At 71.3% G+C, this 18,904-nt stretch carries 19 protein-coding genes; 15 read left to right on the top strand and 4 right to left on the bottom strand.

The genetic code is table 11. The features are described from left to right. The first annotated feature begins 18 nt into the window (after nucleotides 1-18). Genes ACIQBL_RS19045 through ACIQBL_RS19035 form a run of 3 tightly spaced genes read left to right on the top strand, consistent with a single transcriptional unit; the run spans nucleotide 19 to nucleotide 2,461 of the window. Nucleotides 19-1,197, top strand: coding sequence for an acyl-CoA dehydrogenase family protein (locus ACIQBL_RS19045; protein WP_401943088.1), 1,179 nt, complete (start codon nucleotides 19-21; stop codon nucleotides 1,195-1,197). Next, nucleotides 1,194-1,706 (top strand): nuclear transport factor 2 family protein, encoded by a 513-nt coding sequence (locus ACIQBL_RS19040; RefSeq protein WP_401943086.1) that lies wholly within the window; start codon nucleotides 1,194-1,196, stop codon nucleotides 1,704-1,706. Before ACIQBL_RS19045 ends, ACIQBL_RS19040 begins: the two co-directional genes overlap by 4 nt. Then, nucleotides 1,706-2,461 (top strand): SDR family NAD(P)-dependent oxidoreductase, encoded by a 756-nt coding sequence (locus ACIQBL_RS19035; protein WP_401943084.1) that lies wholly within the window; start codon nucleotides 1,706-1,708, stop codon nucleotides 2,459-2,461. Before ACIQBL_RS19040 ends, ACIQBL_RS19035 begins: the two co-directional genes overlap by 1 nt. Before the next feature lie 6 nt (nucleotides 2,462-2,467). On the opposite strand, the gene ACIQBL_RS19030 is transcribed toward ACIQBL_RS19035, so the two are convergent. Then, complete coding sequence (locus ACIQBL_RS19030) at nucleotides 2,468-3,664, bottom strand: CaiB/BaiF CoA transferase family protein (protein WP_401943082.1); 1,197 nt, start codon at nucleotides 3,662-3,664, stop codon at nucleotides 2,468-2,470. 146 nt (nucleotides 3,665-3,810) lie between these two features. Here ACIQBL_RS19030 and ACIQBL_RS19025 point away from each other — a divergent pair, with 146 nt between their 5' ends. Genes ACIQBL_RS19025 through ACIQBL_RS19000 form a run of 6 tightly spaced genes read left to right on the top strand, consistent with a single transcriptional unit; the run spans nucleotide 3,811 to nucleotide 8,645 of the window. Beyond that, nucleotides 3,811-4,329: a PaaI family thioesterase gene (locus ACIQBL_RS19025; RefSeq protein WP_401943079.1), complete on the top strand. Its 519-nt coding sequence runs from the start codon at nucleotides 3,811-3,813 to the stop codon at nucleotides 4,327-4,329. A 4-nt stretch (nucleotides 4,330-4,333) separates the two neighbouring features. After that, the gene (locus tag ACIQBL_RS19020) at nucleotides 4,334-5,179 is read left to right on the top strand and encodes an enoyl-CoA hydratase-related protein (protein ID WP_401943077.1); all 846 of its coding nucleotides are present in this window, start codon (nucleotides 4,334-4,336) and stop codon (nucleotides 5,177-5,179) included. A 15-nt stretch (nucleotides 5,180-5,194) separates the two neighbouring features. Further along, nucleotides 5,195-5,650, top strand: a complete 456-nt coding sequence (locus ACIQBL_RS19015; protein ID WP_401943074.1) for a MaoC family dehydratase N-terminal domain-containing protein — start codon at nucleotides 5,195-5,197, stop codon at nucleotides 5,648-5,650. After that, complete coding sequence (locus ACIQBL_RS19010) at nucleotides 5,647-6,069, top strand: MaoC family dehydratase (RefSeq protein ID WP_401943071.1); 423 nt, start codon at nucleotides 5,647-5,649, stop codon at nucleotides 6,067-6,069. Before ACIQBL_RS19015 ends, ACIQBL_RS19010 begins: the two co-directional genes overlap by 4 nt. Nucleotides 6,070-6,073: 4 nt before the next feature. Further along, nucleotides 6,074-7,528, top strand: coding sequence for a class I adenylate-forming enzyme family protein (locus tag ACIQBL_RS19005; RefSeq protein WP_401943069.1), 1,455 nt, complete (start codon nucleotides 6,074-6,076; stop codon nucleotides 7,526-7,528). After that, the gene (locus ACIQBL_RS19000; RefSeq protein WP_401943067.1) at nucleotides 7,521-8,645 is read left to right on the top strand and encodes a serine hydrolase domain-containing protein; all 1,125 of its coding nucleotides are present in this window, start codon (nucleotides 7,521-7,523) and stop codon (nucleotides 8,643-8,645) included. Before ACIQBL_RS19005 ends, ACIQBL_RS19000 begins: the two co-directional genes overlap by 8 nt. 33 nt (nucleotides 8,646-8,678) lie before the next feature. Here ACIQBL_RS19000 and ACIQBL_RS18995 read toward each other — a convergent pair whose 3' ends face one another. Next, nucleotides 8,679-9,860: an amidohydrolase family protein gene (locus ACIQBL_RS18995; protein WP_401943065.1), complete on the bottom strand. Its 1,182-nt coding sequence runs from the start codon at nucleotides 9,858-9,860 to the stop codon at nucleotides 8,679-8,681. 114 nt (nucleotides 9,861-9,974) lie between these two features. After that, on the bottom strand, nucleotides 9,975-10,793 hold the full coding sequence (locus ACIQBL_RS18990; RefSeq protein WP_401943063.1) for a FadR/GntR family transcriptional regulator: 819 nt from the start codon (nucleotides 10,791-10,793) through the stop codon (nucleotides 9,975-9,977). Between the two features lie 154 nt (nucleotides 10,794-10,947). Between ACIQBL_RS18990 and ACIQBL_RS18985 the strand changes: the two genes are divergently transcribed. Beyond that, nucleotides 10,948-11,775, top strand: coding sequence for an enoyl-CoA hydratase-related protein (locus tag ACIQBL_RS18985; RefSeq protein ID WP_401943061.1), 828 nt, complete (start codon nucleotides 10,948-10,950; stop codon nucleotides 11,773-11,775). Continuing rightward, nucleotides 11,772-12,347, top strand: a complete 576-nt coding sequence (locus tag ACIQBL_RS18980) for a DUF2889 domain-containing protein (RefSeq protein WP_401943059.1) — start codon at nucleotides 11,772-11,774, stop codon at nucleotides 12,345-12,347. Before ACIQBL_RS18985 ends, ACIQBL_RS18980 begins: the two co-directional genes overlap by 4 nt. Nucleotides 12,348-12,881: 534 nt before the next feature. On the opposite strand, the gene ACIQBL_RS18975 is transcribed toward ACIQBL_RS18980, so the two are convergent. Continuing rightward, complete coding sequence (locus ACIQBL_RS18975) at nucleotides 12,882-14,108, bottom strand: acyl-CoA dehydrogenase family protein (RefSeq protein ID WP_401943056.1); 1,227 nt, start codon at nucleotides 14,106-14,108, stop codon at nucleotides 12,882-12,884. A 121-nt stretch (nucleotides 14,109-14,229) separates the two neighbouring features. Between ACIQBL_RS18975 and fabG the strand changes: the two genes are divergently transcribed. The 4 genes from fabG to ACIQBL_RS18955 are packed head-to-tail and all read left to right on the top strand — an operon-like array spanning nucleotide 14,230 to nucleotide 18,893. Next, complete coding sequence (gene fabG / locus ACIQBL_RS18970; protein WP_401943053.1) at nucleotides 14,230-14,976, top strand: 3-oxoacyl-ACP reductase FabG; 747 nt, start codon at nucleotides 14,230-14,232, stop codon at nucleotides 14,974-14,976. 22 nt (nucleotides 14,977-14,998) lie between these two features. Next, nucleotides 14,999-16,249 (top strand): acetyl-CoA C-acetyltransferase, encoded by a 1,251-nt coding sequence (locus tag ACIQBL_RS18965; RefSeq protein WP_401943050.1) that lies wholly within the window; start codon nucleotides 14,999-15,001, stop codon nucleotides 16,247-16,249. Next, nucleotides 16,249-17,688 carry an OB-fold domain-containing protein gene (locus tag ACIQBL_RS18960; RefSeq protein ID WP_401943048.1) on the top strand — a complete coding sequence of 480 codons (1,440 nt, stop codon included), beginning with the start codon at nucleotides 16,249-16,251 and terminating at the stop codon, nucleotides 17,686-17,688. The genes ACIQBL_RS18965 and ACIQBL_RS18960 overlap by 1 nt, the downstream gene beginning before the upstream one ends. Beyond that, entirely contained in the window at nucleotides 17,685-18,893 is a 1,209-nt protein-coding gene (locus ACIQBL_RS18955; protein ID WP_401943045.1) for an acetyl-CoA acetyltransferase, read from the top strand. Before ACIQBL_RS18960 ends, ACIQBL_RS18955 begins: the two co-directional genes overlap by 4 nt. Nucleotides 18,894-18,904 lie beyond the last annotated feature (11 nt).

Here is an 18,904-nt window from a genome sequence, read left to right as displayed (position 1 = left end):
CACCCAGGAGAAACAGACATGGAAGTGGACTTCGGGCCCGCCGTACGCGACTTCCGCGACGAACTGCGGGACTGGTTCGCGGACCACCTCGTCGGGGAGTTCGCCGCGCACCGGGGCGTCGGCGGCCCCACCGACGGCGCGGCCTGGGACGTACGCCTGGCCTGGGACCGCGAGCTGTCGGCCGGGAACTGGCTGGGCGTGGGCTGGCCGAAGGAGTACGGCGGACGCGGGCTCGGACTCCTGGAGGAGATCGTCTTCGAGTACGAGTACGCCCGTGTCGACGCCCCCTACCGCGCCACCGTCAACGCCCTCGACCTGCTCGGCCCGATGCTCCTCGCGATGGGCGACGAGGTCCAGAAGAAACGCTTCCTGCCCCCGATCCTGGCCGTCGAGGAACTCTGGGGACAGGGCTTCAGCGAACCCGGCGCGGGCTCCGACCTGGCCTCCGTCCGCACCCGCGCCGAACGCGACGGCGACCAGTGGGTGGTCAACGGCCAGAAGGTGTGGACCTCGTTCGGCATCCACGCCGACTGGCTCTACGTCCTCACCCGCACCGACCCCGACTCCCGGCGCCACAAAGGCCTGACCCTGCTGCTCCTCCCCACCGACCAGCCCGGCGTGGAGATCCGCCCCATCCGCAACCTCGCCGGCCAGGACGAGTTCGCCGAGGTCTTCCTCTCCGACGCGCGCACCGGCGCCGACATGGCCGTCGGCGAGGTCGGTCAGGGCTGGCGCACCGCGATGGCCACCCTCGGCATCGAACGCGGCACCACCCTGCTGCCCCAGCAACTCGGCTTCGAGAGAGAGGCCGAGGCACTGATCGAACTGGCCCGTGCCCGGGGCGCGTTGGACGACCCCATGCTGCGCCGCCGGATCCTGGACGCCTGGATCTCCGTACGGATCATGCGCACCACCAACCTCCGGACCCTCGCCGAACTCACCGCAGGCCGCACACCGGGCGCCCAGGCCACCACGGCGAAGCTCTACGCCTCGACCCGCCACCAGCAACTCGGCCACCTGGCCATGGAGTTGGCCGGACCCGCAGGACAGATCGTCGGCGAGGACTACGAACTCGACACCCGGCAGCGCTCGTTCCTGCTCTCCCTCGCGGAGACGATCTACGGCGGTTCCAGCGAGATCCAGCGCAACATCATCGGGGAGCAGGTCCTCGGTCTGCCGAAGGAGCCGCGGCCATGACCCCGATCGAGGACCGCCTCGACCGCATCGAGTCCCAGTTGGCCATCCAGCAACTGCCCGTCCGCTACGCCCTGGCCGTCGACGCCCGCGACCTCGACGCCTGGGTCGGCTGCTTCCGCCCCGACGTCGACATGGGGCGCCACGGCCGGGGACGACAGGTCCTGCGGCGACATATCGAGCCCCTCGTACGTGGTTTCCACCGGTCGGTGCATCAAATCTGCGGCCACCGCGTCGAGTTCACCGGCCGCGACACCGCGGCCGGCGCGGTCTACTGCCGCGCCGAGCACGAGGTCGGGGACCGGTGGATCGTGATGGCGATCTGCTACTTCGACGACTACACGCGCGTGGACGGCGACTGGTACTTCTCCCGGCGCCGCGAACAGCACTGGTACGCGGCCGACGTGACCGACCGCCCCCAGGCGGTCGGATTCAACGGCTGGGAGGGCGCGGGAGAACCGGCACTGCCCGATGCCTTCCCCTCATGGACGGCCTTCTGGAAGGAGACGTGATGCCACGGTTGGCAGGCAGGACGGCGCTGGTCACCGGCGGAGGTCAGGGCGTGGGCCGGGGCATCGCCCTGGCGCTCGCGGCCGAGGGCGCGGCCGTGGTCATCACCGGCCGCACCGAGAGCAAGCTGAAGGACACCGCCGGGGAGATCGCCGAGCGCGGCGGGCGGGCGTACACCGTGGTCGGGGACGTGGGGGAGCGGGAGGACGTCGACCGGATGGTGGCCGAGACGGTACGGGAGTTCGGCGGCCTCGACGTGCTCGTCAACAACGCCCAGTCCTCGGTGCAGCGACGGCTGGAGACGACGTCGTACGACGATGTCGAACTCACCTACCGCAGCGGGCCGTTGGCCGTCTTCCATGCGATGCAGGCGGCCCTGCCCCACCTGAGGGAGAGCCGGGGCAGTGTCGTCAACCTCGGTTCCTCGGCGGCGGTGCAGGGTGAGGCGACCTTCGCGGCGTACGCCATGGCCAAGGAGGCGATCCGCGGCCTGAGCCGGGTCGCCGCGCGGGAGTGGGGGCCGTACGGGATCCGGGTGAACGTCGTCTGTCCGGCCGCGCTCAGCCCGGCGGCGGAGGACTATCTGGCCGCGCATCCACGCAAGGCGGAGGAACTGGCCAGGGAGATCCCGCTGGGGCGGCTCGGCGCCCCGGAGGCGGACATCGGCCGGGCGGTGGCCGCGCTGGTGAGCGACGACATGGCGTATCTGACCGGTGCGACGCTGATGTTGGAGGGCGGCCGGACCCTCATCGGGTGACCGTTGTCAGACGACACCTCGCGCGCGCAGCCCCGCGAGCTGATCCTCCGTCAATCCTGCGAGTCTGCACAGGACTTCGGCGGTGTGCTCGCCCAGCGCGGGCGGCGGGGTGTAGTTCTCGACCGGGGTCGCCGTGAGCCGTATCGGATTGGCGAGCAGGGGCAGTGGGCCCGAGACCGGATCGTCGACCTCGACCAGCATCCCCCGGTGCCGGATCTGGGGGTCGGCGAAGACCTCGGGCATCTCGTTGAACGGGCCCGCCGGCACGTCGTGTTCGTCCAGGAGGGCCAGCCACTCGTCCCGGGTCCGGGTCCGCATGATGGCTTCGAGGGCCGGCAGGATCTCCTCCCGGTGCGTGATCCGGGCGGAGGTGGTGGCGAACCGGGGGTCCTGGAGCAGGTCGGTGCGGTCGGCCGCCGCGCAGAACGCGGCGAACTGCTTGTCGTTGCCCGCGACGAGGAAGAGCGGCTTGTCCGCGCAGTGGAAGGCATGGGAGGGGATTCCGCCGTAGCCCCCGTTGCCGCGCCGGCGCGGAACCTCCCCGGACACCAGGTAGTTCATCGCGAAATGGGACAGGGAGGCCAGTCCGCAGTCCAGCAGCGAGAGGTCGACGAACTGGCCCTCGCCGGTGGCGTCCCGGTGCCGCAGCGCGGCCAGGACGGCCGTCGAGGCGTACAGGCCGGTGAGGATGTCGACCATGCTGACGCCGACCTTCATCGGCTCGTCGGGGTGCCCGGAGACGCTCATCATCCCGGACATGGCCTGGAAGATGCCGTCGTAGCCGGGGCGCCCGGCGTACGGCCCGGTCTGGCCGAAGCCGGTGACCGACAGATAGACCAGTCGCGGATTGAGCGCCAGCAGGCTCTCGTGGTCGAGGCCGTACTTCGCGAGCGTCCCCGCGCGGAAGTTCTCCACCAGTACGTCCGAGCGGGCGGCGAGCGCGCGGATCAACTCCTGCCCCTCCACGGTCGCGTGATTGACCGTCACGGAACGCTTGTTGCGGTTGCAGGAGAGGTAGAAGGCCGCGGTGTCCGTCCCGGGGGCGAACGGCGGACCGTACGTCCGTGAGTCGTCGCCGGTGCCGGGCCGCTCGACCTTGATGACCTCCGCGCCGAGGTCGGCCAGCATCTGGGTGGCCAGCGGTGCGGCCAGGACGCGGGACAGGTCGAGGACGCGGATCCCGGCCAGGGCGGTCGACGGCATCGAGGTCTCCCTCTGTTCACAGGCATCGAATGAGTTATATAAATAATACATCTGGCGCCCCGGCTGCGTCTCGGATGATTGCTTCAACTATCCAATTCATGTAACTATATGGATCGGCTGACCGGCCGAGACCGGAGGGCGTGCGGATGACCGTCGCGGCGAGGACCCTCACCGCCCAGGAACAGCGCGAACGCCGCGAGTGGTTCCGGGCCCGCTGGGAGCGCGGTGTCGCGTTCAACCGCCTCTGTCGTCTGCGCATGGCCCGCTGGGACCCCGACGGCGTCGAGGTCGTCCTTCCCTACGCCGAGCAACTCACCGCCCACGAAGGCGTCTTCCACGGCGGAGTGATCTCCGCGCTCATCGACACCGCGGGCGCGGGAGCCGTGATCGCCGGACACGACTTCCAGAAGGGGAGTCTGCTCAGCACCGTCTCGATGTCGGTGCAGTACCTCGCGCCCGCCCGGGGCCCGGAGGCCGTCGCCTACGCGCGCTGCGTCCGCCGGGGCCGCAGGCTGCACTTCGCCGACGTCGACGTGATGACCGACGGGATCGTCTGCGCCCGGGGGCAGGTGGTGGTGACGATCTCCGGCGAGCGGCCGGGCGTCGGAGAATCCATCGACCCCATCCACCCCATCGACGCCATCGAACCGCTGACCGAGGAGTGACGCGATGCCCGACGGACCCGACCGGGACCTGGTGCTGTACGAGGTCGACGAGGACGGTGTCGCCACCGTCACCCTCAACCGCCCCGAGCGCAAGAACGCGTGGAGCCTCCCCATGGAGAACCGCTTCTTCGCCCTCCTCGACGAGGCCGCCGCCGACCCCGCCGTCCGCGTCGTGATCGTCACCGGCGCCGGCCGGGCGTTCTGCCCCGGCATGGACGTCCAACGGCTGGAACAGAACGCGCGGCCGGGCCAGTCCCTCAACCTCCAGGCCCGCGTGCCCATGTACAGCAGGCGGACCATGCCCAAGCCGCTCATCGCCGCCGTCAACGGCGCCTGCGCGGGCATCGGCCTGGTCCAGGCCCTGATCTGCGACGTCCGCTTCGCCGCCCGCGGGGCGCGCTTCACCACCGCCTTCACCCGCCGCGGCCTCGCCGGCGAGTACAACCTCCCCTACGTGCTGCCCCGCGTCGTCGGCCTGGAGAACGCCCTCGACCTCCTCCTGTCCGGCCGCGTCTTCGACGCCGACGAGGCGAAGCGACTCGGCCTCGTCAGCAAGGTCGTGGAGCCGGCGGACCTGCTCGACGCGGCCCGCGCCTACGCCCGCGACATCGCCCGCAACTGCTCACCGCGCGCCATGGCCGTCGTACGACATCAGGTCTACGGCGATCTCGACCGGCCCTTCACCGAGGCGCTCGCCCGCTCCTACTCCGCCATGGAGTTCTTCGCGGGCTCCCCGGACTTCCGCGAAGGGGTGGCCAGTTTCGTGGAGAAACGGGAGCCCAAGTTCGAGGGGCTGCCCCCGGACTTCGACCCGGACGAGGCCACCCGCGACGCGTTCCTGCCGTACTGACCGAGGAGCAACGAGATGACGACAGGGCAGCCGTTCCCCGTCGAGGCCGGGCACATCCTGATGTTCGCCCGGGCCATCGGCGACGAGAACCCGGCGTATGACGGCGAGGGCGCGCTCGCACCGCCCACCTTCGCCATGGCGAGCGCCCACCACGACCCCGACTACCGGCTGCGGCCCAAGGCGGGCGAGGAGTGGTTCGGGTCCGGCGCCGGGCCGGGCGTGCTGCCCGAGGGCGGTGGCGGGCTGCACGCCGAGCAGCACTTCACGTACCACCGGCCGGTGCGCGCGGGGGAGACCCTGTACGCCACCACCGTCACCGGACGCAGCTGGGAGAAGCAGGGCCGTACCGGCCGGCTGCTGTTCAGCGAGCGCGTCACCCAGTACCGGGACGCCGACGGCGAACCGGTCGTCAGCGCCCGCACCGTGGCCGTCGTGCCCGAGGGCCCCGCCACCCGGAAGGACGTCCGATGAGCCCGAGCGTCGACGACGTCAAGGTCGGTGAGACGCGCGAGAGCGTGCTGGTCGACGACCTGAAACGCACCCGGATCGTCCAATACGCGGGCGCGTCCGGCGACTTCAACCCGCTGCACACCGACGAGAAGTTCGCCACCGAGGCCGCGGGCTACCCCGGGGTCTTCGCCCACGGGATGCTCACGATGGGCATGACGGGACGGGTCCTGACCGACTGGGTCGGCGTCGAGTCGCTGCTGACCTTCGGGGTGCGCTTCAAGGCCCAGGTGTGGCCCGGCGACACCCTGACCGCCACGGCGACCGTCGAGTCGGTCCAGGATACGCCGGACGGCCCGGTCGCCCACTTCTCGCTCCGAACCGTCACCCAGGACGGCGCCGAGGTGGTCACCGGCACCGCTTCGGCACTGCTGGAGCCCTGAACAGGTGGGCGGCGAGCAGGAGTTCACCTGGACGGCGACCGTGCTCGCCGCCTACGACCACTCCCGTCCCGCCGTCCGGTTCGGGGACCTCAGCTGGACCGGACGCGAACTCCTCGACCGGGCGGCCGGCGCCGCCGACTGGCTGGACACCCTCGGCCTCGCCCCCGGCGCGCCCGTACCCGCCCTCGCCACCACCTCCGCCGACGCCCTCGCGCTGGTCATCGGCGGCGCCGGGTCCGCCCACCCGCTCGCCCCGCTCGGCGTCCGCATGACCCCGTACGAGATCGCGGCCGTGGTCGAGGCATCCGGAGCCCAACTCCTCCTCGCACAGCCCGAGTTCGCCGAACTCGGCGAACAGGTCGCCCGGCTGTCCGGCCGCCGCGCCGTCGTCGTCCCCGAACTCCGCCCGAGCACAAGACCGTTGACCGCCGACCCGGACGACCTCGCCGTCGTCCTGCACACCTCCGGCACGACAGGCCTCCCCCAACCCGTCCGCATGACCCAACGCCGCCTGGCCGCCCGCGCCCGCGTCAACGGCCGCCTCTGCGCGCTCGATCCGGACAGTTTCTACGGGGGCAGCGCCCCCTTCCACCACATCGCCGGCCTCGGCAACATCGCCGTCGCCCTGGCCGCGGGCGCGCTGATCACCGGCCTGCCCCGCTTCACCGTCGAGGGCTGGGCCCTGCTGCGCGAACTCGGCGTCACCCACACCAGCATGGTCCCGGCGATGCTGGAGACCCTGCTGGCGGCGGGCCAGGCACACCACGAGTCGCTCCGGGTCCTCCAGTACGGCGGCGCACCCGTACGCCCCGGCACCCTGCGCCGGACGTACGAGGCGATGCCCGGCGTCCGCATGCTCAACATGTTCGGGCAGACCGAGGGTTCACCCATCAGCGTGCTCACCCCCGAGGACCACCGGGAGGCGGTCGCCGGACGCACCGAACTGCTGCGGTCCGTGGGACGGCCCGCCCCCGGCGTCGAGCTGCGGGTGCGGGACACCGGACCGGACGGCGTCGGCGAGATCCACGCCCGCGCCGACCACTTCTTCCGGATCGACGCCGAAGGCTGGCTGCACAGCGGCGACTTGGGCCGCGTGGCCGAGGACGGTTACCTCTACCTGTACGGCCGCGGCACCGACATGATCATCCGGGGTGGTGAGAACGTCCACCCGCTGGAGGTCGAGACCGTCCTGGCCGCGCACCCCGGCGTCGCGGACGTGGCCGTCACGGGCGCCCCCGACGAACGGCTCGGCCAGACCGTCGTCGCCTTCGTCGTGCCGGCCAACCCCGACGCCCCGCCCGAACCCGCCTCGCTCAGGACGCACGCCCGCACCCGGCTGTCCGGTTTCAAGGTCCCCGTCCGCTGGTGGTTCGTGGACCACCTGCCGCGCAACGCCAACGGCAAGGTCGTACGGCGGCGGTTGCGCGAGCCCGGCCAAGGAGAAGCAGAAGATGACTGATCACTCCGTCGTCGCCCCGGAGAGCGTGGGGGTGGACCCGCACCGGCTGGACGTCCTGCTGCGCCGGATCCGGCTGGAGGTCGAGCACGGGCCGCTGCCGTCCGCGCAGGTCGCCGTCGCCCGGGGCGGTCGCCTGGTGGCGTTCGAGACCTGGGGGGACGCCGGCCCGGACACCCGGTACGTCCTGCAGTCCGTCGGGCGGTCGATCGTCGCCGGTGTCGTGTGGAAGCTGCTCGGCGAGGGACTCCTGCGTCTGGACGAGCAAGTCGCCGCGATCATCCCGGAGTTCGCGCCGAACGGGAAGGAGACGGTGACCGTCGAGCAGGTGCTCACGCACACTGCCGGCTTCCCCTTCGCCCCCCTCGGCCACCCGAAGATGCTGGACCGCGAGCAACGGCTCGCCGCCTTCGGGCGCTGGCGGCTCGACACCCCGCCGGGCACCCGCTTCCAGTTCCATCTCACTGCCGCCGCCTGGCTGATCGCCGAGATCGTGGAGCGGCGCACCGGCCTGCCCTTCGCCGACTACCTCCACGAGCGGATCGCCCGGCCGCTGGGCCTCGCCTCGGTCGAACTCGGCGTCCCGGTCGACCGACAGCCCGGCACCGTCGCCCCGATGACCGCCACCGACCGCACCGACGACACCCAGGAACCCGACCCCTGGGGACCCTGGTACCTCGCCGACCCCCGCGTCCTCGCGGCCGGCGAACCCAGCCACGCCCTGGTCGCCACCGCCGCCGACGTCGCCCTGTACTTCCAGGCACTGGAGCACTCGGGCCTGTGGAAGCCCGAGGCGGTCGCGGAGGGCACCCGGATCCGGCTGACCCAACTCCCGTACGGGGAGCAGCTCTACGGGGGCGGCGGCACCCGGCGGACCAGCATGGGCCTGTTCGTGACGGTGGCCGGTCCGGACGCCGGCAGCCAACTCCCGTCCACCGGCTCGCCGTCGCTCTTCGGCAGTGCGGGCGCCGCCTACCAACTCGGCTTCATGGACCCGGAGTCCGGCCTGTCCTTCGCCTGCCTGAGCAACGGCTACCCGCTCGCCGGCTACGACCACTCCCGGCGCGGCAGGGCGCTGCTCACCAACATCGCGAACCTGGCGGCGGACCTGGTCTTCTGACCTGGTCCGCCGCCAGGCGGGGGCGTACGGGGCTCAGCGGCTGATCAGCTGCTGGGCGTTGTTGTACATGATGTCGTCCTGGACCGACTCGTCCAGCTCCGCGAGGAGTTTGCGGTAGTCGGCCGGGTTGGCGATGCCCTCCGCGTGCGGGAAGTCCGAGCCCATCACGATCGACTCGTGGTAGCCGAGCCGCTTGACCAGGCTCGGGATGTCGTCCTCCGGGTAGGGCACGACCCGGATGTGCTTGCGGAACACCTGACTGGGCCGCTCCGTCAACTGGCCGCCGATCCAGGGGCCGTTGCGGCCCATGCCGCGGCTCTTGTCCATGTGCCGGACGAAGTGGGGCACCCACTCGGCGCCGAACTCGGAGACCAGGACGTTGATGTCGGGGAAGCGCCCGAAGAGGTTGTCGAAGATGAGCGCGGACAGCGTCTCCTCGATGGGGCGCTGGCCGTAGGTGTTCATCCACTGCCAGGCCGACATCCGGAAGTGGATCGGGCTCGCGTCATGGCCCCAGGCGGGGGCGACATGCGAGTTGTAGTAGAACTCGCTGATGTGGTAACAGACGCTGGCCTTGGCCTCGTTGACCAGTTTCCAGAACGGGTCGAAGTGCGGGTCGCCCGGCGAGCGGCCGTACTGCGGGCCGGTCGGCAGCATGATGAACCGGGCGCCCTGCTCCAGGACGTACTCCAACTCCTTGACCGCGTGGTCGAGGTCGCGCAGGGACAGCAGCGCGGGGGAGTAGATGCGGTCCTGGTGGTTGAAGCCCCACACCTCGTTCATATAGCGGTTGAACGAGTGGTAGTTGGCGTAGAGCGGCTCGACGCCCTGCACGTACTCCTCGGCGACCAGAGCCCAGCCGCCCGGGTAGACGATCGTCTGGTCCAGGCCCTGCTCGTCCATGACGCGCAGCCGGGCCTCGCGGTTCTGGTACGACTCGTGCATCGGCTCGAACTGGTACGTCTCGTCGGGGTTGCCCGAGGCCATCGCCTTGAGCATCTCCTTGAGTGAGCCGGGCCGGTAGACCTGCCCGAACTCCGGCTCCAGACAGACCACGATCCGGTCCCCGGCGAGGATGACCTCGCGGCCGTCCGGGAGCGTCACCGGGGCCACCGCCTGGCCGAGGAACTCCTTCGGGAGGTAGCGGGTGAAGGAGTCCCGTTCCTCGTACATGTGCTGGTCGCAGTCGAAGATTCGCTTGCGCTGTTCGGCCATGGCCGTCGCCTCCGGACCCCAGATCTATTCAGTACGCCTCCTATAATTATCTAACTGTTTCGGAGGCGCAAGGGGTGGGGGTGGGAACGGCTCGGTGATCCTCGGTCGGGAGGATCAGTCGATGAGTTCGAGCACCGTCTTGGGGCCGGCCCCGTTCACCACGTCGTCGGCGCCGCTGATGTGGCGCTGCCACAGCTTCTCGGCCTCGTCCGCCTTGCCGGACTCGATCAGGCCGACCAGCCGCACATGGGCCCGGTGCCCCTTCAGGGCCTGCGCCTTCTGGGTCGCGGCGTCGGTGGCCGCCGCGGTGTACGAGGCGTTGGCCCGGTCGATGATGTTGCGCAGCATGCCGCACAGGAGGATCAGCGTCTGGTTGCCGGTCAGTTCGATCAGCAGGGCGTGGAAGGTGTCCTGGGCCTCGACCAGGCCCAGCGGGTCGTCCAGGACGGTCTTCTCGGTCGCCACCGCGTCGCGCAGGCGCTTGATGTCGTCCGCCGTGTGCTTGGCGGCCAGTTGGCGCACGCACGGCGGCTCGATGACGGCCGCGGCGCGGTAGACGTCGCCCAGGGTGGCGCCTCGGTATTCGAGGATCAGGCCGGCGAAGCGGGCCGCGACATCGGAGTCCGGCGCACTCACCCGGGCGCCGCCGTGCGCACCGCGCCGCACCGTGATCAGCGACTCCGACTCCAGGACACGGAACGCCTCGCGCAGGGTCGGCCGCGAGATGCCGAACTGCTCCATCAGGCCCGACTCCGGCGGCAGGGCGTCACCGGGCTTCAGCTCGCCCCGTACGATCTGGCGGCGCAGCTCCGCGGCGACCAGTTCGGCGGTCTTCGGGACGCGCACCTGCCGTCCGACGCGGCCACGCGCGGGGATGGGCACGGTGGGCGTTTCTGCGCGGGCTGCCTCGGCCACGGCGGGCTCCTCCGTCATATAGCAAAATGAATCGTCTTAGTGCATCGAGGGTACCAGGTCAAGGTCTGGATGATCTTTCCTCGGCGGGACCCGATCTGGCGTCCGGGCCATGCTTGGGTATATAGATGATTCATCTATCTATAAAGCCGAACGGGCTCTGGGAGTGACCTCGATGAACGAGCATGCGGCCCCGGTGATCCTCAGCGAGCTGACCGGCGACGGAATCATGCTGCTCACCCTGAACCGACCCGAGCGGCACAACGCCTGGACGCTGGAGATGGAGCTGCTCTACAACGAGCTGTTCGACCGCGCCGAGGCGGACCCGGCGGTCCGGGCCGTCGTCCTCACCGGCGCGGGACACAGCTTCTGCCCGGGCATGGACATGAGCGTGCTGGACGGCGCGTCCTCCGGCGCGCGCCCGTGGCCGACCGACCGGCTGCCGCCGCGCACCCGGCCCATGTCGTTCCCCAAGCCCCTGGTGGCCGCCGTCAACGGCGCCTGCGCCGGCATCGGCTTCAACCAGGCGCTCATGTGCGATGTGCGGTTCGCCGTGCCGGGCGCCAAGTTCGCCGCCGCGTTCAGCGCGCGCGGCCTGGTGGCCGAGGACGGCGTCTCCTGGATCCTGCCCCGGCTCGTCGGCTACGGCAACGCGAGCGACCTGCTGCTGTCCTCGCGCCGGATCACCGGAACGGAGGCGCGGGAGATGGGCCTGGTCAACCGTCTCGTCGAGCCGGCGGAACTGCTCCCGGCGGCCCTCGCCTACGCCACGGAACTCGCCCGCTCGGCAAGCCCGTACGCGATGTCCCTCATCAAGCGGCAACTCGCCGACGACCAGGCGAGAAGCTTCACCGAGAGCCGTGACACCGCCGCCGCGCTGCTGGCCACGGCGAAGCGCGCCCCGGACTACCGCGAGGGCGTGCGCAGTTTCATCGAACGCCGACAACCGGAGTTCGCAGGGCTGGGCGAGAACGCCCCGGAGCCGGCGGAGGCCTCGTCGTGAGCCGTGTCGAACTCCCGCTGCACCGCCGCACCATCACCGTCACCGCCCACCAGGAGCCCGGCGGCGAGGAGATCTCGGTCGAGGCGGAGCTGCGGGACGAGCGGCCGTGGGCCGACCCTGCGGTCGCCGATATCCATCGGATGGTGCTGACGGTGCGGGTCCGCCTCGCGGACATGACCGTCGTGGCCGCCGACGCGGACATGCGGACGTTTCCGCACGCCGAGTGCCCGCTCATCACCCCGGTCTTCGAGGGCCTGATCGGCCTCGGCGTCACCGCCGGGTACAACCGGGCGATCCAGGAGCGGTTCCGCGGTGTCCTGGGCTGCTCCCACCTCTACGAACTGGCCCGGGTGCTCGGTCCCGCCGTGGTGCAGGCGGCCATGTCGGCCAACGCGCGCCGCCGCGACGCGGGCGAGCCCGCCAACGGCCCGCGCGCCACGGCCGGGGTCCTGAACAGCTGCCACATCTGGGCACCGGACGGCGTAGGCCTGCGCAAACTCGACGCGGGCTGGCGCCCGGGGACGGGCCCGCGCCCGGTTCCCGGACTCGGGACGTTCGAGACGCGCGAGTGAGTCCCGGGGGCTGAGGGGCGGCTGCGCGAAGGCGCGGCCGGGGTGGTCGGGGCGCGGGTGGTCGAGGCCGACCGCGCGGACGCGGAATCGGCCCCGGGCGGGCCTACTTGGACCCGACCGGCGCGTCGGCAGCCGCTGACCGACCGCGACCTGAGACGCCGCCGGACTTGTCGATACCAGCCCTCCCTGAATCGGCCTCGGCGAATCGGCCTCGGCCGGCTGCCACCGAGCTTGTCGTAACCGGCCGTCGCTGAACCGGCCTTGACTGGCTGCCGCTGAGCCTGCCGCAATGAGTCGTCGCTGAATCGGCCTCGGCCGGCTGCCGCCGAACCTGTTGCAATCAGCCCTCGCTGAACCGCCCTTGACTGGCTGCCGCTGAGCCTGCCGCAATGAGCCGTCCTGGAACCGGCTTTAGTCGGCCGCCGCCGAACTTGCCGTAACTAGCCGTCGCTGAACCAGCCTTGGATCGGTCGCCGCCGAACCTGTCGCAACCAGCAGTCGCTGAACCGGCCTCCACCAGCCGCCGCCCCCTCCTCAACCAGCCGTCGCCCTCGGCTCGCGAGGCAGCCCCAGCACCTTCTCCGCGAGGATGTTCCGCTGCACCTGCGAGGTGCCCGCGTAGATCGTCCCGGAGCGGGCGATCAGGTACGTCGTCGACCAGGAAGCCGAGGAGTTGGCGGCGCCGGGGTCGTCCGTGCGGTAGGTGCGCAACGGCGGGCGGCCGACCGGCACTTGGGCGTGCAGGCCCATGATGTCCATCGCCAGATCGGTGACCTTGGTGTGGTACTCGCTCCAGTACAGCTTGGCGATCGACGACTCGGGCCCCGGCTCCGCGCCCTTGAGCCAGCCGGTGAGGATCCGGTAGCCGAGATAGCGCATGATCTCGACCTTGGACCAGCACCAGGCGATCCGTTGCCTGATGACCGGATCCTGGTCCTTCCCGTACAGGCGGGCCAGATCCACCAGGCGCTCCACCTCGGCCCGGAACAGGATCGGGTTGGTGGCCGCCTCCTCCCCGCGCTCCACGCCCAACAGGCTCTGGGCGACCGTCCAGCCGTTGTCGACGCCGCCCACGACGAGGTCGGCGCGGGTGCGGGCGCCGTTGAAGAAGACCTCGTTGAAGTGGAGTTGACCGCTCATCATGCGGAACGGCCGTACCTCGACCCCGGGTTGGTCCAGCGGGACGAGGAGGAAGGAGATGCCGCGGTGCTTGGGGGCGGTGCGGTCCGTGCGGGCCAGGACGAAGATCCAGTCGCTGTGGTGGGCGCCGGACGTCCACACCTTCTGGCCGTCGATCACCCACTCGTCCCCGTCGCGTACGGCGCGTGTCGTCAACGAGGCCAGGTCCGAACCCGCGTCGGGCTCCGAGTAGCCCTGGCACCAGGTGTCCTCGCCGCTGAGGATGCGCGGCAGGAACCGGCTCCGCTGCTCGTCTGTCCCCCAGCGCAACAGCGTGTTCGCCAGCATCTTCACGCCGAAGGTGTCCTGCGGCAGCCCGAACGGCACACCGGCCAGGGCCAGTTCCTCCATCAGGACCACCTGGTGCAGCTTGGACAGGCCACGCCCGCCGTACCGCTCGGGCCAGGTGAGGGAGAGGTAGCGGTGCTCGGCGAGCCGGCGCCGCCAGTCCCGGGCGAAGGACCAGGCAGCCTCCTCGTCGAGGGCGCCGATGCCCGGCCAGTCCGCAGGCAGTGTCTCGGCGAGGAACCCCTTGACCTCGGTGCGGAACGTCTCGGTCTCCGCGGGATAGCTGATGTCCACCCGTCTGCTCTCCTCGCCCGGCACGGTCACCCAGCCGATCGCTGTATTGATTGTTTCAGCATAATAGGTTATCTATTTAGAAGAAATAGCGGGGACGGCGTCGAGCCAAGGGCGGGCTGACATGGGACTGCTGGACGGCCGCAACGCGGTGATCACCGGCGGCGCACAGGGCATCGGCTTCGAGATCGCCGGAGTGCTCGGTGCCGCGGGCGCGTCCGTCGTCCTCGGCGACATCAACGCGGACGCCGCGGCGGAAGCCGCCGAACGCCTCGCCAAGAACGGCGTCGCCGCCACTTCGCTGCGCTGCGACGTCACCGACGAGGACGAGGTCGCCGCCCTGGTCGCCCACTGCGCCGACACCTTCGGTCCCGTGGGCGTCATGGTCAACAACGCCGGGATCACCCGCGACGCGACCCTGCGCAAGATGGCCCTGTCCGACTTCCGCGCGGTCGTCGACGTCCATCTGACCGGCGCCTGGAACGGCACCCGGTACGCCGCCGAGGCGATGCGCGCGCACGGACACGGCGGCAGCATCGTCAACATCTCGTCGATCGCCGGCAAGGTCGGCAACTTCGGGCAGACGAACTACAGCGCCGCCAAGGCCGGACTCGTCGGCCTCACCAAGGCATCCGCCAAGGAACTCGCCAAGGCGGGCATCCGCGTCAACGCCGTACAGCCCGGCCTGATCCGCACCGCGATGACCGAGGCGATGCCGCCGGCCGCGTGGGACGCGAAGCTCGCCGAGATCCCCCTGGGCCGCGCGGGCGAACCCGCCGAGGTCGCCCAGGTCGTCCTCTTCCTCGCCTCCGACATGGCGAGCTACGTCACCGGAGCCGTGGTCGAGGTGACCGGCGGCCGGTACATGTGACCCCTCATGAAAGGCCTGGCCGATGCCCGCCCTCCTGCGTGACGCGGTGATCTGCGAACCCGTGCGTACCCCCGTCGGTGGCTACGGAGGCGTCTTCCGCGACGTACCGGCGACCGAGCTGGCCGCCGCCGTCGTACGCGCCGTACTGGACCGCACCGGAATCCCGCCCGCCGCCGTCGACGACGTGCTGCTCGGCCAGTGCTACCCCAACGGCGAGGCCCCGGCCATCGGCCGCGTGGCCGCCCTCGACGCCGGTCTGCCGGTGGAGGTGCCGGGACTCCAGATCGACCGCCGCTGCGGCTCCGGACTCCAGGCGGTCATCACGGCGGCGATGCAGGTGCAGACCGGCGCGAGCGACCTCGTGCTCGCGGGCGGTGTCGAGTCCATGAGCCAGGCCGAGTTCTACACCACCGGCGTCCGCTTCGGCGTGCGCGGCGCGGGCACGACCCTGCACGACCGGCTGGCCCGCGGCCGGGTCACCTCCGGGGGCGTCAACCACCCTGTTCCGGGCGGCATGTTGGAGACCGCCGAGAACCTGCGGCGCGTATACGGCATCCCCCGCGAGGAGCAGGACCAACTCGCCCTGCGCTCCCACGAGAAGGCGCTCGCCGCCCAGCGCGAGGGCCGCTTCACCGACGAGATCGTGCCGGTCACCGTACGGACGAGGAAGGGCGAGACGGTCGTCGCCACCGACGAACACCCGCGCCCCGACTCGACGTTGGCGAAACTCGCGAGCCTGCGCCCCGTACTCGGACGGCAGGACCCCGACGCGACCGTCACCGCGGGCAACGCCAGCGGACGGAACGACGGCGCCGCCCTCTGCGTCGTCACCCACCCCGAGCGCGCCGCCGAACTCGGCCTGCGCCCCCTGGCCCGCCTGGTCTCCTGGGCCGTCGTGGGCGTGCCCCCGGAGACGATGGGCATCGGCCCGGTACCCGCCACGGCCAAGGCACTTGAACGCGCCGGACTGAAACTCGCCGACATCGACCTCATCGAACTCAACGAGGCCTTCGCCGCCCAGGTGCTCGCCTGCACCCGCGAATGGGCCCTGACCGAGGCCGACTTCGAGCGGTTCAACGTCAACGGCTCCGGGATCTCCCTGGGCCACCCCGTCGGCGCCACCGGCGGACGCATCCTCGCCACCCTGCTGCGCGAACTCGACCGCCGCCAGGCCCGGTTCGGCCTGGAGACCATGTGCCTCGGCGGCGGCCAGGGCCTGGCCGCCGTCTTCGAACGGCCCACGCACACCACCGACGCCAAGGGAGGCCGCTGATGCCCGGACTGATCGCATACGGCGCCTACGTGCCGTACCACCGCCTCGCCCGCGCCGACATCGCCGCCACGCTCGGGACGGCCGCGTCCCGGGGCACGCGCGCGGTCGCGGGCTACGACGAGGACACCACCTCGATGGCCGTCGAGGCGGCCCGGGGTGCGCTGGCCAGGGACGGGCTGCGGACCCGCGTCGGCCAGCTCTTCCTCGCCACCGCAGCGCCCGCCTACCTCGACAAGACGAACGCGACCGCCGTCCACGCCGCGCTCGGCCTCGACCCGCACGTCCTCGCCGTCGACATGGCGGGCTCCGTCCGCTCCGGCCTCGGCGCGCTGGTCACCGCGGCCCGCTCCCCGGTGCCGACCCTCGCGGTCCTGTCCGACCTGCGCACCGGCCTGCCCGGCGGCGCGGAGGAGAGCGCGGGCGGCGGCGGCGCGGCGGCGTTCGCCTTCGGCGGCCACCGCAACGGGGCTCCCGTGCTCGCGGAGCTGCTCGCCCACGACACGGTCAGCGACGAGATCCTCGACCGCTGGCGGCTGCCCGGAGCACCCTCCTCCCGCGTCTGGGAGGAGCGCTTCGCGGAGGAGATCTACGTATCCCTCGCAGACAAGGCGTTGACCGCCGCCCTCGACCAGGCGGGCCTGGACCGCGGCGCCGTAGACCACCTCATCGTCTCCGGCCTGCACGCGCGCGCGTGCGCGACGGTGCGTCGTACCGCAGGCGTACGTCCCGAGGCGGCGACCGCCGACCTCACCACGGAGATCGGCAACGCCGGCACCGCGCAGCCCGGCCTGCTCCTCGCCGACGTCCTCGACCGGGCCGAACCGGGCCGGATCATCGCGCTCGTCGTCCTCGGCGACGGCGCCGGAGTCCTGCTCCTGCGCACCACCGACGCCCTCCCCGCACACCGCGCCGCCCGCCCGGTCGCCGCGCAGATCGCCGCGGGCGGCGCCCCCATGCCGTACGCCACCTACCTCTCCTGGCGCGGCCTCCTCGACCGCGAACCGCCCCGCCGCCCGGACCCCGAGCCGCCCTACGCTCCGCCCGCGCACCGCCGTAACAGCTGGAAGTACGGCTTCGTCGCCTCCCGTTGCGAGAAGTGCGGGACCCGGCATCTGCCGCCGGACCGGGTGTGCGCCTCCTGCCGGAGCGTCGACGCCATGACCGACGAGCCGATGGAGCACGTGCCCGGCACCGTCGCCACCTTCACCGTGGACCGGCTGGCCCACACACCGAGCCCGCCCATGCTCGTCGTGGTCGTCGACTACGACGGCGGCGGCAGGTTCCGCTGCCAGCTCACCGACGCCACCGAGGCCGACGCCGTCATCGGCGCCCGGGTCGAGATGACCTTCCGGCGCACGGTCACCGCCGCCGGAGTCCACAACTACTTCTGGAAGGCCCGGCCGGTGCGCACCGGCGAGACCGAGGGGACAGGCGCATGAGCTCGCACGGAATCCGGGACCGGGTCGCGATCGTCGGCATGGGCTGCACGCCCTTCGGCGAACACTGGACCCGCTCGGCGGACGACCTGCTGGTCGACGCCGTCGGCGAGGCGGTCACCTCGGCCGGCATCACCCTCGACGACATCGACGCCTTCTGGCTCGGCACCCAGGCCTCCGGAGTCTCCGGACTGACCCTCAGCCGCCCGCTGCACCTGCCGTACAAGCCGGTCACCCGCCTGGAGAACATGTGCGCCACCGGCTCCGAGGCGCTGCGCAACGCCTGTTACGCGGTCGCCTCCGGCGCCTACGACGTGGCGATGGCCGTCGGCGTGGAGAAGCTCAAGGACTCCGGCATGTCCGGGCTCTCGGGCACCACGATGCCGGGCGCGGGCGACGACAGCCGCGGCGAGATCACGGCCCCGGCGAACTTCTCCCTCCTCGCCCCCGCCTACGCGGCCAAGTACGGCCTGGCTGAGGAGGAGTTGAAGGACGTCATCACCCGTATCGCCTGGAAGAACCACGCCAACGGCGCCCGCAACCCCCGCGCCCAGTTCCGCAAGGAGGTGCCCCTGGAGCGCATCCGGTCGGCGCCGATCATCGCGGGCATGCTCGGCGTGTTCGACTGCTCCGGGGTCTCCGACGGTTCGGCGGCGGCGATCGTCGTACGCGCCGAGGACGCCTACAAGTACACGGACAAACCGATCTTCGTGAAGGCGCTGTCCTTCGTCGCGGGACCGGCGGACGGACTCCTCGACCCCGACTACGACTTCACCACCTTCCCCGAGGTCGTCGTCTCGGCCCAGGAGGCCTACCGGCAGGCGGGCATCACCGACCCGCGCGCCGAACTCGCGCTCGCCGAGGTCCACGACTGCTTCACACCAACGGAGTTGGTGCTCATGGAGGACCTCGGCTTCTCCGCGCGCGGACAGGCCTGGAAGGACGTCACCAGCGGCGCCTTCGACCTGGACGGCTCGCTGCCGGTCAACCCGGACGGCGGCCTGAAGGCCTTCGGCCACCCCATCGGCGCCTCCGGGCTGCGCATGATGTTCGAGGCCTGGCTCCAACTGCGCGGCGAGGCACCGCCCGAGAGGACGGTCGCGTCCGTGGCCGAGGGCCGCACCCTCGCCCTCACCCACAACCTCGGCGGCGGACCCGGCGAATGCGTCTCCTTCGTCTCCGTCGTCGGCAGCGAACTCACCGACTGAGAAAGGTGGTT

Origin of the sequence: Streptomyces sp. NPDC088350 (genome assembly GCF_044753545.1) — a bacterium.
Classification (GTDB): domain Bacteria; phylum Actinomycetota; class Actinomycetes; order Streptomycetales; family Streptomycetaceae; genus Streptomyces.
This window is presented reverse-complemented; position numbering and strand designations above follow the sequence as displayed.

Coding starts and splice junctions, on each gene's coding strand:
- ACIQBL_RS19045 (WP_401943088.1), top strand. CDS start 19: ATGGAAGTGGACTTCGGGCCCGCCGTACGCGACTTCCGCGACGAACTG.
- ACIQBL_RS19040 (WP_401943086.1), top strand. CDS start 1,194: ATGACCCCGATCGAGGACCGCCTCGACCGCATCGAGTCCCAGTTGGCC.
- ACIQBL_RS19035 (WP_401943084.1), top strand. CDS start 1,706: ATGCCACGGTTGGCAGGCAGGACGGCGCTGGTCACCGGCGGAGGTCAG.
- ACIQBL_RS19030 (WP_401943082.1), bottom strand. CDS start 3,664: ATGCCGTCGACCGCCCTGGCCGGGATCCGCGTCCTCGACCTGTCCCGC.
- ACIQBL_RS19025 (WP_401943079.1), top strand. CDS start 3,811: ATGACCGTCGCGGCGAGGACCCTCACCGCCCAGGAACAGCGCGAACGC.
- ACIQBL_RS19020 (WP_401943077.1), top strand. CDS start 4,334: ATGCCCGACGGACCCGACCGGGACCTGGTGCTGTACGAGGTCGACGAG.
- ACIQBL_RS19015 (WP_401943074.1), top strand. CDS start 5,195: ATGACGACAGGGCAGCCGTTCCCCGTCGAGGCCGGGCACATCCTGATG.
- ACIQBL_RS19010 (WP_401943071.1), top strand. CDS start 5,647: ATGAGCCCGAGCGTCGACGACGTCAAGGTCGGTGAGACGCGCGAGAGC.
- ACIQBL_RS19000 (WP_401943067.1), top strand. CDS start 7,521: ATGACTGATCACTCCGTCGTCGCCCCGGAGAGCGTGGGGGTGGACCCG.
- ACIQBL_RS18995 (WP_401943065.1), bottom strand. CDS start 9,860: ATGGCCGAACAGCGCAAGCGAATCTTCGACTGCGACCAGCACATGTAC.
- ACIQBL_RS18990 (WP_401943063.1), bottom strand. CDS start 10,793: ATGACGGAGGAGCCCGCCGTGGCCGAGGCAGCCCGCGCAGAAACGCCC.
- ACIQBL_RS18985 (WP_401943061.1), top strand. CDS start 10,948: ATGAACGAGCATGCGGCCCCGGTGATCCTCAGCGAGCTGACCGGCGAC.
- fabG (WP_401943053.1), top strand. CDS start 14,230: ATGGGACTGCTGGACGGCCGCAACGCGGTGATCACCGGCGGCGCACAG.
- ACIQBL_RS18965 (WP_401943050.1), top strand. CDS start 14,999: ATGCCCGCCCTCCTGCGTGACGCGGTGATCTGCGAACCCGTGCGTACC.
- ACIQBL_RS18960 (WP_401943048.1), top strand. CDS start 16,249: ATGCCCGGACTGATCGCATACGGCGCCTACGTGCCGTACCACCGCCTC.
- ACIQBL_RS18955 (WP_401943045.1), top strand. CDS start 17,685: ATGAGCTCGCACGGAATCCGGGACCGGGTCGCGATCGTCGGCATGGGC.